Source organism: Pseudomonas sp. 58(2021), assembly GCF_017491585.1.
Lineage (GTDB): Bacteria > Pseudomonadota > Gammaproteobacteria > Pseudomonadales > Pseudomonadaceae > Aquipseudomonas > Aquipseudomonas fluorescens_BT.
In genome coordinates this window covers 43282-55474 of record NZ_JAFGYZ010000033.1, presented here as the reverse complement: position 1 = coordinate 55474, position 12193 = coordinate 43282, and the positions used below count along the sequence as shown (strand labels likewise).

Below are 12193 nucleotides of genomic sequence, written 5' to 3'. Positions count from 1 at the left end.
ATCCAGTGGAGGGCGTTGGGTGTGGGTCGGAATGGAGATGGATTGGTTGGTTCGGGGAGGGAGTTAAATGAATTTGCGTCCGTAGTTTTTATAGCTATTCAGAATTTTGGTTGTTCTGAATAAGTATTAAAAACTGTTATTTCTATCAGGTGCCGTTGTTGCTGTTTGTGTTGATACTTTGTCTGGTGGATGGGGCGGAAAATAAATCTGTCCCCTTTGTTTTCGATTTATTTAATCTTCCCCTTTTGACGTTAAGCTGTTTTTTCTGGCCGTCCTTGTTTTCTGAGAAGAATACGACTTCCGGTGATTTTCTCGATTTCGTCGACGAATCTCATGTTGCCAGTCAGTTGGCCCCGCTGAAGTGCGCCCCTTATGAGTTGCAATTCATTCGTGTGTGTCGCCATCTCAACAAACGATTTATAGCGTTCACGCCGTATGGCATCCGTAGGCCCTAGCTTCAGAAAGCAGGGATCTTTGTCCAGCCATGTGGATTCAGAAAAATCGCACAGGCGCAGAGCAAAACTTGACCAGCGATAATCCTCTGCACGCGCCACCATGCGGGCTCGCACTGGGTTTAACTCGATGTATCGACTACAAGCCAACAGATAAGTGTCGGATTGAACGACACTGGATTTGTAGCGACTTTCCCACAGCGTCCCGGTTCTCCCCTCGACCTTGTTGCGATACCGCGTCATCCGCCCGGCGAGGGCTTTCATGAGCTGCCCAAGGCTGGACGTTGATTCTCCTGGGGCAAGCAGCAAGTGGACATGGTTGGTCATCAAGCAGTAGGCATAAACTTTTATACCTAATGCTTCTTTGAGTTCGCGCAGGTCAGAGAGGTAGCGCTCGAAGTCCGCTGGCTCTGCGAAAACGACCTGTCTGTTGTGGCCGCGCTGCACGATATGGTGCGGATAGTGCGGTAGCACGATGCGTCCCGTTCTGGGCATGAGTCTTCCTACGTCCTTGTTTTGATGGATGAAGCTTAGAAGGTGGCGACGTATAGACAGGCAGGATGTGTCAGAGAATGTAACCGCGGGGGCTGAGGGAATGAATTAAATAAGTCTGTGTCTGCGAGCTCTTATGATTTTTCAGAATTTTGGTTGTTCTGAATCAGTATTAAAAACTGTTATTTCTATCAGGTGTGGTTGTGGTTTTTTGTGTTGATACTTTGCTCGTGGGAATGCAGAAAATAAATCTGTCCCCTTTAATTGAATTTTTAATGTTTGGCAAGCGCGGGAGAGCGTGAAAAAATGGAAAAAATATTAATTTGCAACTTGCCTCTTTCAGAGAATCGGCAACTACTTTCCGAAAGTATTTACTCTAGCCTGAAAGTTGAGTTGCTGGGCGTTGATTTTTTTTGCGGTAAAGAACGAGGATACGCCGTGGCAGAAATTTCGGCTAAGCCTCAGGCATTGACTCTCAAGCGAGCACCTGGGAGGGAGGCGTATCCGGGCGATGTGTTTTATTTACACTCTCGTCTTCTAGAAAGGTGACCCTATGAATCAATCTATCGTGAGTGCATTGGTGGCGTCGATTGTCGCTCTAAGCGGACCTGTGCGGGCGCAAACTACTCCAATCACTTGAATCAAAAGGGGACAGATTTATTTAATCGTCCCCTTTTGATTTTAAGTGGTAGCGAAGACAAACCTCGCCGCTGCGGCTTATTCCGTCGGCACGACTTTATCCAGCACCTGATTCACCGCCAGTTCCGCCAACATCACCACCTGCGCAATACCTTGCGCAGTCTTGCGGTGGGGGCCCTGGAGGAGGTCGGCGAAGTTGTTGAGCATGACGTTGGCCGAGCCGAGGGTTTCGGCGGCGTCGACCAGCAGGGATTCGTTGCTGCTGGTCGGGTTGGTCTGGTAGAGGCGGTTGGGGGAGTAGGGCGCGGACATCATGTGGGCTGTCATCGGGCCGAGGTGGTAGTCGAGGGTGCGGTTGGCAGCTTCGTTGAATTTCTTCGAATCAGGGCATTCGTAGGGGGAAGTTGGGTCGGTGATGCTGGCCGGTTCGGTGACCGGGGGATTTGGCGTTACTTTGAACATGTTCATTCTTTTCCTATGGTGAAGCCGCCAGACCCGAGCTACTAAACAAGGGTGGAGGCAGCTGTGCGCAGGTTAGTAGACCGGGGAAAAGAAGAAAGCCGGCGTGCCCGAGGGCACCCTACGCACAGCCACCATCAAATCCAGGTATGGAAATACCTGACTGACAGACACCTGTGCACTCTTCAATTACCAACGGGCTACTAAACCCGATCACTGCGAATCAGTGACCCGATCCAAGTTACCGGCCGACCCCAGGGCGCACAAGCCGGCGGATTCTGGCGTAGCCGTAGGCGCTGGCGCAAGGATTTGTGGGCAATTGCGCGTAACTCGAAGTGTCTTTAAACACACGCATCGAAACGTGTTTAGCGGCCCACAAAACACACTGAAACATCCGTCAGAATCCACCCTGAAAGCCGCCATGGCTTCAAACCCGCCGTTGTGTCTGTAAACTGGCCGCCCGAAACGGCGCGCGATCGCGCCGTCCTCACTGCCAGCGAAGGACTTTCCCATGGCCAACCAAGACATCACCTACACCCCGGATCCGGATGCAGACTCGATCTCTTCGGACGTGACCGAATTCAACGGCATCCTGATGTCGACCCAGATTCCGACCCGTGCCGATGGCAGCCTGGAACTGGGCGATGTCACTGCGCAAAGCGAATGCACCCTGCAGGCGCTGAAAGTGGCGCTGGAAAAGGCCGGCAGTTCGATGGATCGCGTGCTGCACCTGACCATTTACCTGACCGACATGGCTGATCGCGCTGCGTTCAACGAGGTGTACAAGCGCTACTTCGCCAAGCCTTGGCCGGTGCGAGCGGCGGTGGGTGTGGCGGCGCTGGCGGTTGAAGGGATGAAGGTGGAAGTGACTGCGATGGCTGCCAAGGCCTGATTTACGCGTCAGCGGCTATTTCAGATAACAGCATGGCGGCATTGAGTATCAATCAAACGACTCGGGCCGCCATTTGAAATTCAGATTTGAGATTCAGTTTTTGCGAATTAAATAGATGCTCTAAAGTTCTATGGCAACTCCGTATTTTTTCTTCAGAAGCTCATCGTGAGTAACAATAATCAAACAAGGGATGTTGGCAATCAGCCAGTCCATAATTCTTTTGGCCGTTATTCTGTCCAGTGCCGAGGTGGGTTCATCCAGGATTATTGTTGTTTTCTCTCTTAAAATCGCTCGCCCTATGACAATTCTTTGTCGTTCTCCGCCGCTAAGTCCTCCTCCTGAAATGTCTATGGCGGTGGATAGCAAAGCTTCAATGTCAGCGTTGTCTCTAGAGAATCCTAAAAGTTCAAGAATCAAAGCCAATTTTTGTGGGCTGGCACTTTCAGTTCCATAAAGCAGATTGTCTTTTAGCGTTCCGGGTAATAGCACCGGATTCTGTGGTACAACAGAAACTTCGGACAGTATGTACTCACTTAATGATTCATCTATGGGGTGTCCTTTATAGTGGGCTGTACCTTTATAGCTGTCTTCAAATCCTAGCAGGGTGTTTATGAGTGTCGTTTTTCCAGTGCCGGATCGGCCAGATATTATGTGTATGCCTGGTCCAAATTTATAACTGACGCTGCTTAGGATGATTTTGTTGTCTTTGGTGAGTGATACACCATGCAGGGAGAATAGAAGTGTGTCTTTGTGCTTTGTTGGGTAATACGGTTTATTGATATTCTCTTCGATGTATTTAATTCCAATGTTTAAAGATACGAGATTTGCCTGAAGATTGATTAACGTTCCGGCCAATATATGTAGTTGCATGGTGAATATGGTGATGTAGCCCACAATCATGACAAAGTCACCGGCGGTAAGGCGAGTAGGGTCGCTCATCCCCGAAAGTATGACAAAAAAGGTTAGTGTGGTGCCGATCGCCAGCCCCTGCAAGCCGAGGCGCATTCCCATGTGAAGATTTGCTTTTCTGATTGTCTTCACGTATTTGTCGAAGAAGGATCGCCCCGAAAGAAGTTCTTTGGGGAGGCTGTTGTTGAGCCTGATGTCATAAATTCTTCCGAGCCTTTGAATGGTGTAGCTGGAAAGCTCATTGTCAGCCTCAAATATGGACTTGTGAATATGTGAGCTCGATTTGGCTACGTGGACGGCTATCAAAATCAAACCAATGCAAAAAACAAAAAACAGGATTGCATAGAAATAACCCATGGTCGTAAAAAGAACGCTCATTGCAATAATCATTTCAAATGCGATGGGAACGATTGTCCAAAAGATGCCTATGGTGACCATGCTGAAACTGCCTGCTGATCTGTTTATATCGGCGACAATGTATCCAGGGTCAAGGGTCTGCTGCTTTCGATGGGAGTATCTAAAAACCCTGGAAACTATTTCTTCGTAAAGGGTTGCATCGCATTTGGCCAATATCCACGCTGAAAATACCCCGCGAACATTGGAGAGAATCTGTGATGCTGTCCACAGGATTGCATAGGCACTGGCAAAAACAAGGAATTGAGTCTGTGCGCTCTGTATTTCATTAATAGCGTTGGCTGCATTTTTCAACAAAATGGGGAGGGCCGAACTCAAGGAACTGCATGCAATGAATATCGTGGAGACCCCGATGAAACCCGTCACGAATCCTCGATAGTTCTTCGATATGATCTTGAAAGTTTTTAAGTAGTAACTGATCCAGTTCACTTGCGACCCTTTATGTGTAAGCAACTGCTCGAACTGGGGTACCGCAAACCAGTACGCACTCGATAAATCGATCAGTTCTTTTCTGTGGTCAGGAACGGTAAGGAACTCGCTCTAAACTCTCCAGTCGGCGCATTCCGGTGTAGTTGTAGGTAACGGCGCAAGATTCTGTAGCCGGATTTATAGCAGCCACCCGGCAGCACAGACGTGCCGCCCACGCGTTTCGCGGCTACAATGCGCGCCTCAACCGTGACAGCCTGACTAAAAAAACATATGTCCTTGCCCAAACATCACCTGGAACTGCTCAGCCCCGCCCGTGACGTGGCCATCGCCCGCGAGGCCATCCTGCATGGCGCCGACGCGGTGTACATCGGCGGCCCGAGCTTCGGGGCGCGCCATAACGCGTGCAACGAGGTGAGCGAAATCGCCGAACTGGTGGAATTTGCCCGTCGCTATCACGCGCGCATCTTCACCACCATCAATACCATCCTGCACGACAACGAACTGGAGCCGGCGCGCAAGCTGATCCATCAGTTGTACGACGCCGGCGTCGATGCGCTGATCGTCCAGGACCTGGGCGTGATGGAGCTGGACATTCCACCCATCGAGCTGCACGCCAGTACCCAGACCGACATCCGCACCCTTGAGCGGGCCAAGTTCCTCGATCAGGCCGGTTTTTCGCAACTGGTACTGGCCCGTGAACTGAACCTCAAGGAAATCCGCGCGATCGCCGATGAAACCGATGCCGCCATCGAGTTCTTCATCCACGGCGCGTTGTGCGTGGCGTTTTCCGGTCAGTGCAACATTTCCCACGCGCAGACCGGGCGCAGTGCCAACCGGGGCGACTGCTCCCAGGCCTGCCGTCTGCCGTACACCCTCAAAGACGAAAAGGGTGGCGTGATCGCCTACGAAAAACACCTGCTGTCGATGAAGGACAACAACCAGAGCGCCAACATCCGCGCGCTGGTCGAGGCCGGTGTGCGTTCGTTCAAGATCGAAGGTCGCTACAAGGACATGGGCTATGTGAAGAACATCACCGCCTATTACCGCCAGCGCCTCGACGACGTGCTCAACGATCGTCCGGACCTGGCCCGCGCTTCCAGCGGCCGCACCGCGCATTTCTTCATGCCGGACCCGGAAAAGACCTTCCACCGTGGCAGCACCGACTACTTCGTCAGCGAGCGCAAGATCGACATCGGTGCGTTCGATTCGCCGACCTTCACCGGTCTGGCGGTGGGCGTGGTCGAGAAAGTCGGCAAGCGTGACATGCAGGTCATCACCCACGAGCCGCTGTCCAACGGCGACGGCCTCAACGTGCTGGTCAAGCGCGAAGTGGTGGGGTTCCGCGCCAACATCGCCGAAGCCAAGGGCGAGTTCGAGGAAGAAGGCGAGAAACGCTATCGCTACCGCGTCGAGCCGAACGAGATGCCGGAAGGCCTGTACAAGCTGCGCCCGAACCACCCGCTGAACCGCAACCTCGACCACAACTGGCAGCAGGCCTTGCTCAAGACCTCCGCCGAGCGCCGTATCGGCGTGAGCTGGCTGGCGAAGCTGCGCGAAGAGCGTCTGGAACTGACCGTGACCAGCGAAGAGGGCATCAGCGCCAGCGTCGCGCTGGAAGGCCCGTTCGGCGTCGCCAACAAACCGGAACAGGCGCTGGAGACTCTGCACGACCTGCTCGGTCAGCTCGGCACCACCGAGTACCACGCGACCTCGATCAATCTGGATGCGCCGCAAGCGTTCTTCATCCCGAATTCGCAGCTCAAGTCGTTGCGCCGTGAAGTGATCGAAGCGCTGACCGCCGCCCGCGTTGCCGCCCACCCGCGCGGTTCGCGCAAGGCCGAGACCACGCCACCGCCGGTGTACCCGGAAGCGCATCTGTCGTTCCTGGCCAACGTCTATAACCAGAAGGCTCGCGATTTCTACCACCGTCACGGCGTGAAGCTGATCGACGCGGCGTACGAGGCACACGAAGAGGCGGGCGAAGTGCCGGTGATGATCACCAAGCACTGCCTGCGGTTCTCCTTCAACCTGTGCCCGAAACAGGCCAAAGGCGTGACTGGCGTGAAAACCAAAGTCGCGCCGATGCAGCTGATTCACGGCGACGAAGTGCTGACCCTGAAGTTCGACTGCAAACCGTGCGAGATGCACGTGATCGGCAAGATGAAGGGCCACATCCTGAATCTGCCGCAGCCGGGCAGTGTGGTGGGGCATATCAGCCCTGAAGACCTGATGAAGACCATTCCTCGGGCACCGCACTGATTCAAGGGCAATAAAAAACCGGTGACGCAAGTCACCGGTTTTTTTATGCCTGCCAGAAACTCAACTGGCTTCGTAGCGCGATGCCGTTGGTGGTGCCGCTTCGCCACTCAACGCATCGACCATCGGCGGATGCTCCTGCGCTGCCTGACGCAAGTCTTCGGTCACCCGCAGCTCGGCGCCAGTCGGCGAGAAGGTCGCAGCCGCCGCAAACGGCGCCGGATTGGCCGGCACCGGACGCTTGCCACGGCGCCAGAAGAAGAACGTCACCATGCTCAGGTTGACCAGCGCGAAGGCCCAGAACAGGCCGGTTTCGCCGTGGGCGTTCATTGCCGGCGAGATCAGCAGCGGGCTCATCGCCGAGCCCAGCGAGTTGATCAGCAGCATGCCCTGAATCATCGGTACAAGCGTTTCAACCGGCGCACGGTCGGCGGCATGGCTGACCGCAACCGGGTACAGCGCGAACACGCCGCCACCCAGCAGGAACAGCATCGCTGCGAGCATGGCCGAGGACAGCGGCACCAGCACGATCACCAGCGACAGCACGGTGCACGCGGCGCACAGCACGGTCAGCACTTGCAGGCGATCCTTGCGGTCGGACCAGCGCCCGACCGGGTATTGCAGGAGCATCGCGCCGAGGATCGTCCAGGCCATCATGCTGCCGACTTCGCCGACGTTCAGGCCGATGCGTTGCAGGTACAGCGGCAGCAGGGTGTAGATCGCCGCGATGGTCACGCCGGAGCCGAAGCAGCCGACCAGACCGGTGGGCGACACGCCGAGCAAGGCCCGTGGCTTGAGCGGTTCGACCTGTTCCAGCAGCGGCGAAACCCGCGGCAGGATCACGATCGGCAGCACCGACAGGGTCGCGAGCATGCCGGCGACCATGAACGGCGCGGTGTCGCCGAGCCCGGTGACTTTCCCCAAAAACGCCTGACCCAGCACGCCGGCGCCGTAGAGGACGATCATGTACAGCGCCAGCAGACGGCCGCGAATCTTCGCGTCGCCGGCCAGCAGCAGCCAGCTCTCGATCACCAGAAACACGCCGACCGTGGCCCAGCCGTTGATCAGGCGCAGAACGACCCAGCCCCAAGTGTCATAAAACAGCCCTTGCAGCAGGATGGTCGCGGCGATCAGCGAGGCGAAGCTGCTGTAGGCGCGGATGTGGCCGATGCGCAGGATCAACCGGTCATTGAAAATCGCGCCCAAGGTCAGGCCGATGAAATAGGCCGAGGACACGATGCCGATCATCGTCGCCGATTCGCCGGCAGCGCCCAGGCGCAAAGTGGTCAAAGAAGACAGAAAGCCGTTGCCCAGCGCAACAATGAATAGCCCGAGCAGGGGCGCCAGCGCCATGGCCAGCAAACGCGGTGTCATAAAAACCTCAAGTGATCGAACAGCGGAACGTGCGCCTCTGCGCATGCGAGTGCCAAGCCGAAGTGTGTTGAAGACAAACGACCGCCGAACGGGCAGGACGATTGAGCCAGGCTGACTTCGTGAAAGTCGCCGGCTGTTCAAACCTGAGGGTTGTCATGGCTGCGGGCAGGCGCCGTTCGGGCGACTGCAAGAGGAGGCGCGATTTTAAGCCTTGTGGGGCGTTTGCCAAGGTGCCGGGCCTGCGACGTTGGGACGCAGGCCGCAGGTACGTTCGTTCAGGTTGGGGCAATTGCGCTCATTCCCGAGTATTTCACCGCGGCGCCGGTTAGCATGGCGCTACAACAATGAAACCGATGGACCCCACCTTGATCGAACGACGCCAATTCAGCGGTGGCATGAAGGGCAAGAACCTTCGCTACCTGAACGAGCCCGCCAGCGGGCCGGGACGCATGACCCGCACCGGGTTCGTGCTGCTGGAGCATTTTTCCCTGCCGGCCTTCACCCAGGCGCTGGACACCCTTGTCACCGCCAATCTGCTGCGCCCCGGTCTGTTTTCCACGCGCACCTTCGGCCTCAGTGACGGCGAAGTGATCAGCGATCTGGGGCTGGTGATCCGCCCTGATTCACGACTGGATGCGGGTGCGATACAGGAACTGGATCTGCTGGTGATCTGCGGCGGTTACCGCACGGAATTGAAGGCGAGCGACGAGTTCATCAACCTGCTGAAAATGGCCGCCGAGGCCGGCGTGATGCTGGCCGGGTTGTGGAACGGCGCGTGGTTCCTGGGCCGGGCAGGGGTGCTGGAAGGCTATCGCTGTGCGATTCACCCGGAGCATCGGCCAGCGCTGGCGGAAATTTCCAAGGCGACCCAGGTCAGCAGCGAACCCTACGTGATCGACCGCGACCGGCTGACCGCTTCCAGTCCATCCGGCGCGTTCCACATGGCGCTGGACTGGATCAAGGGCCTGCACGACAAGGCGTTGGTCGAGGGCATCGAAGACATTCTGGCGTTCGAGGAATCGCGTTACCGGCGGATCAAACCGACCGAGAACATCTGCGTCAGCGCGCCGTTGCGTGAAGTGGTGAAGCTGATGGACGCCAACCTCGAAGAACCTTTGGAGCTTGAACAACTGGCGGTGTATGCCGGCCGATCCCGGCGTCAGTTGGAGCGGCTGTTCAAGGAGCAACTGGGCACCACGCCGCAGCGTTATTACATGGAACTGCGCATCACCGAGGCCCGGCGTCTGCTGCAACACACCGAACTGTCGCAGGTGGACGTGCTGGTGGCCTGCGGGTTCGTTTCACCGAGCCATTTCAGCAAGTGCTACAGCGCCTATTTCGGTTATCGACCGTCCAAGGAAAAACGGCTCGTCAAATGACGAGCCGTTTGGCGTGCCGCTTCAGAGGTGATCGGCGTCGATGATCGCCTGAGCGAAGGCTTTCGGGTCTTCCTGCGGCAGGTTGTGACCGATGCCGCCGTTGATCAGGCGGAACTGGTACTTGCCGGTGAAGCGTTTGGCGTAGTCCTCCGGCGCCGGGTGCGGCGCGCCGTTGGCATCGCCTTCCAGGGTGATGGTCGGCACGCTGATCGACGGCGCGGTGGCGAGTTTCTGTTCCAGTGCATCGTACTGGCTTTCACCCTGCACCAGGCCCAGACGCCAGCGGTAGTTGAACACGGTGATCGCGACGTGATCCGGGTTCTGCAAGGCCTTGGCGCTGCGGTCGAAGGTGGCGTCGTCGAAGGCCCATTTCGGTGACGCCAGTTGCCAGATCAGCTTGGCGAAATCATGGGTGTTCTTGGTGTAACCGGCCTCACCACGGTCGGTGGCGAAGTAGAACTGATACCACCATTGCAACTCGGCCTTGGGCGGCAGCGGGTTCTTGCCGGCCGCCTGATTGCCGATCAGGTAACCGCTGACCGACACCAGCGCCTTCACCCGTTCAGGCCACAGCGCCGAGACGATGTCCGCCGAACGCGCGCCCCAGTCATAGCCGCCGAGTACGGCTTGTTTGATCTTCAGCGCATCCATGAAGTCGATGACGTCACTGGCCAGCGCCGCCGGCTGACCGTTGCGCACGGTCTTGTCGGACAGGAAATGCGTGTCGCCATAACCCCTGGCGTACGGCATCAACACCCGATAACCCTTGGCTGCCAGAATCGGTGCGACTTCGTCGTAGCTGTGAATGTCGTACGGCCAGCCATGCAGCAGAATCACCACCGGGCCATCGGCCGGGCCGGTTTCGGCGTAGGCGACGTCCAGCAGGCCGGCCTTCACCTGTTTCAGCGGGCCGAAGGGCAGGTCGGCTTTGACGCTGGCAGCTTCGGTTTTGACCGGCTCGGGTGCTGCGGTTTGCGCCTGAGCGAACGCGCCGAACTGCAACAGCGCGGTGGCAAGAATCGACAGGCCCAGCAGGCGGCGACGGTTTTTCCCGGTGGTGACAGTGGCGTGTGGTGCGTGCGTCATGGCTAGTCTCCTTATGATCGGCGAGGGCCGGGTTCTGGCTGAACCCTTCGAATCTGGAGTCCATTAAAGACTGGCCACGTATCTGCGCTGTTTCCGTTTTCGTTGGCTGATGCGCAGGGATGTATCCGGGAGGTGTTCGTACACACTGGGATACAAACCTGCGGCCAACAAAAAGCCCCGAATGTTCGGGGCTTTTGCTTGCCTTGGGTTTCAGGCCTGAGTGACGTGCTTGGGCCCGGCCAGTGCCCAGGCGATCAGCCCGAACAGCGGCACAAACACGATCAATACGATCCAGACGCCTTTATTGCTGGCTTTCCCCTCACTCTTGCGCACCCGGTTGATCGCCCACAATTCGATGAGCAAAAGAACGACGGCCAGTACGATCCACGTGGTTTCAAGTTGCATGGGCTACCTCCTGATGGTCATTGGGTTAGGCGCGGCATGCCACTCAGGGTTCATTAAATTTGCTTGATGACCTGCCTGGCCCACGTGCACAAATGTTCTAAACCGATCGGCAAAGTCGCGGTAACGTAGACGTCCTCAACGACCAACACTGCCTTCGGAGCCTTGCGTGGACAAACGCAACTGGATCGACCTGTCCCAGGATGCCGACACCGGGATCGAGTCGATTCGTGCCCATTTCCAGGGTCATGCCTACGATCCGCACTGGCATGACAGCTTTCTGGTGGGCGTCACCGAGCAGGGCGTGCAGCAGTTTCATTGCCGGCGCGTGCGCCATCTGAGTACGCCAGGCAAGATCTTCATGCTGGAGCCGGGGGAGATCCACGACGGGCACGCGCCGACGGAGGAGGGCTTCACCTATTCCATGCTCTATCTCGATCCGCATTGGCTGGAGCGCGAATTGCGTGTGCTGTTCGAGCATGCGCCGGACAACAGCCAGCTCGGGTTCACCGATACCCTGAGCCAGGATCCGCGTCTGGCCACTTCCATCAATCAGGCCTTTCAGTCCCTGCATCACGGCGACCTGCGCATCGTCCGGCAGAGCGCTGTCGACCACTTGCTGGGTGCTCTGACGTCCCACCTCGACTGGCGCAAGCGTCAGGCCTTCGATCCACGCTTGCCCCGCGTGGCGCAGGTGGCGCGGGACTATTTGCATGCCCACGCCTTCGAAGACATCGGACTGGATGATCTGGCCCGGGCCTGCGGGGTGGATCGTTTTCGGCTGACCCGGGCCTTCAAGTCGGCCTTCGGGCTGGCGCCCCATGGTTACTTGATCCAGTTGCGGCTGGCTCGGGCCCGGCAATTGCTGGCGCGAGGCGAAACGCCTGCCGACGTCGCCAGTGCGCTGGGCTTTGCCGATCAAAGTCATTTGGGTCGCTGGTTTCGTCGCGCCTATCACCTGACGCCAGCCGACTACCGCAAACGCTGCTCAAACCTTCCAGACTGAACCC

General features: G+C 57.0%; 10 protein-coding genes and 1 pseudogene. 5 read left to right on the top strand and 6 right to left on the bottom strand.

Going from position 1 to position 12193, the window contains the following annotated elements:
- Window positions 1-251 precede the first annotated feature (251 nt).
- Window positions 252-947: a transposase gene (locus tag J5M72_RS27250; RefSeq protein WP_207867997.1), complete on the bottom strand. Its 696-nt coding sequence runs from the start codon at window positions 945-947 to the stop codon at window positions 252-254.
- Between the two features lie 465 nt (window positions 948-1412).
- On the opposite strand from J5M72_RS27250, the pseudogene J5M72_RS29105 reads away from it, so the two are divergent.
- Window positions 1413-1487 (top strand): annotated as a pseudogene (locus J5M72_RS29105) (hypothetical protein); the annotation flags it as partial.
- 174 nt (window positions 1488-1661) lie between these two features.
- Here J5M72_RS29105 and J5M72_RS27245 read toward each other — a convergent pair.
- On the bottom strand, window positions 1662-2045 hold the full coding sequence (locus J5M72_RS27245) for a DUF6124 family protein (RefSeq protein WP_207867995.1): 384 nt from the start codon (window positions 2043-2045) through the stop codon (window positions 1662-1664).
- A gap of 508 nt (window positions 2046-2553) precedes the next feature.
- Between J5M72_RS27245 and J5M72_RS27240 the strand changes: the two genes are divergently transcribed.
- Window positions 2554-2934 (top strand): RidA family protein, encoded by a 381-nt coding sequence (locus J5M72_RS27240; protein ID WP_007955413.1) that lies wholly within the window; start codon window positions 2554-2556, stop codon window positions 2932-2934.
- Window positions 2935-3054: 120 nt separating this feature from the next.
- Here J5M72_RS27240 and J5M72_RS27235 read toward each other — a convergent pair whose 3' ends face one another.
- Window positions 3055-4623, bottom strand: coding sequence for an ABC transporter ATP-binding protein (locus tag J5M72_RS27235; protein WP_207867993.1), 1569 nt, complete (start codon window positions 4621-4623; stop codon window positions 3055-3057).
- 333 nt (window positions 4624-4956) lie between these two features.
- Here J5M72_RS27235 and J5M72_RS27230 point away from each other — a divergent pair, with 333 nt between their 5' ends.
- Window positions 4957-6945, top strand: a complete 1989-nt coding sequence (locus J5M72_RS27230) for a U32 family peptidase (RefSeq protein WP_207867991.1) — start codon at window positions 4957-4959, stop codon at window positions 6943-6945.
- Between the two features lie 60 nt (window positions 6946-7005).
- Here the strand turns inward: J5M72_RS27230 and J5M72_RS27225 are convergent, their stop codons facing one another.
- Window positions 7006-8316 (bottom strand): MFS transporter, encoded by a 1311-nt coding sequence (locus J5M72_RS27225; protein ID WP_207867989.1) that lies wholly within the window; start codon window positions 8314-8316, stop codon window positions 7006-7008.
- Between the two features lie 353 nt (window positions 8317-8669).
- Here J5M72_RS27225 and J5M72_RS27220 point away from each other — a divergent pair, with 353 nt between their 5' ends.
- On the top strand, window positions 8670-9695 hold the full coding sequence (locus J5M72_RS27220) for a GlxA family transcriptional regulator (protein WP_207868007.1): 1026 nt from the start codon (window positions 8670-8672) through the stop codon (window positions 9693-9695).
- Between the two features lie 21 nt (window positions 9696-9716).
- Here J5M72_RS27220 and J5M72_RS27215 read toward each other — a convergent pair whose 3' ends face one another.
- Together J5M72_RS27215 and J5M72_RS27210 are read right to left on the bottom strand one after the other, a co-directional pair.
- Window positions 9717-10781 (bottom strand): alpha/beta hydrolase, encoded by a 1065-nt coding sequence (locus J5M72_RS27215; protein WP_207867987.1) that lies wholly within the window; start codon window positions 10779-10781, stop codon window positions 9717-9719.
- Window positions 10782-10991: 210 nt separating this feature from the next.
- Entirely contained in the window at window positions 10992-11186 is a 195-nt protein-coding gene (locus J5M72_RS27210; RefSeq protein ID WP_007955366.1) for a PLDc N-terminal domain-containing protein, read from the bottom strand.
- A 166-nt stretch (window positions 11187-11352) separates the two neighbouring features.
- On the opposite strand from J5M72_RS27210, the gene J5M72_RS27205 reads away from it, so the two are divergent.
- Window positions 11353-12189, top strand: coding sequence for an AraC family transcriptional regulator (locus J5M72_RS27205; RefSeq protein WP_207867985.1), 837 nt, complete (start codon window positions 11353-11355; stop codon window positions 12187-12189).
- Window positions 12190-12193 lie beyond the last annotated feature (4 nt).

Coding starts and splice junctions, on each gene's coding strand:
- J5M72_RS27250 (WP_207867997.1), bottom strand. CDS start 947: ATGCCCAGAACGGGACGCATCGTGCTACCGCACTATCCGCACCATATC.
- J5M72_RS27245 (WP_207867995.1), bottom strand. CDS start 2,045: ATGTTCAAAGTAACGCCAAATCCCCCGGTCACCGAACCGGCCAGCATC.
- J5M72_RS27240 (WP_007955413.1), top strand. CDS start 2,554: ATGGCCAACCAAGACATCACCTACACCCCGGATCCGGATGCAGACTCG.
- J5M72_RS27230 (WP_207867991.1), top strand. CDS start 4,957: ATGTCCTTGCCCAAACATCACCTGGAACTGCTCAGCCCCGCCCGTGAC.
- J5M72_RS27225 (WP_207867989.1), bottom strand. CDS start 8,316: ATGACACCGCGTTTGCTGGCCATGGCGCTGGCGCCCCTGCTCGGGCTA.
- J5M72_RS27220 (WP_207868007.1), top strand. CDS start 8,670: ATGGACCCCACCTTGATCGAACGACGCCAATTCAGCGGTGGCATGAAG.
- J5M72_RS27215 (WP_207867987.1), bottom strand. CDS start 10,781: ATGACGCACGCACCACACGCCACTGTCACCACCGGGAAAAACCGTCGC.
- J5M72_RS27210 (WP_007955366.1), bottom strand. CDS start 11,186: ATGCAACTTGAAACCACGTGGATCGTACTGGCCGTCGTTCTTTTGCTC.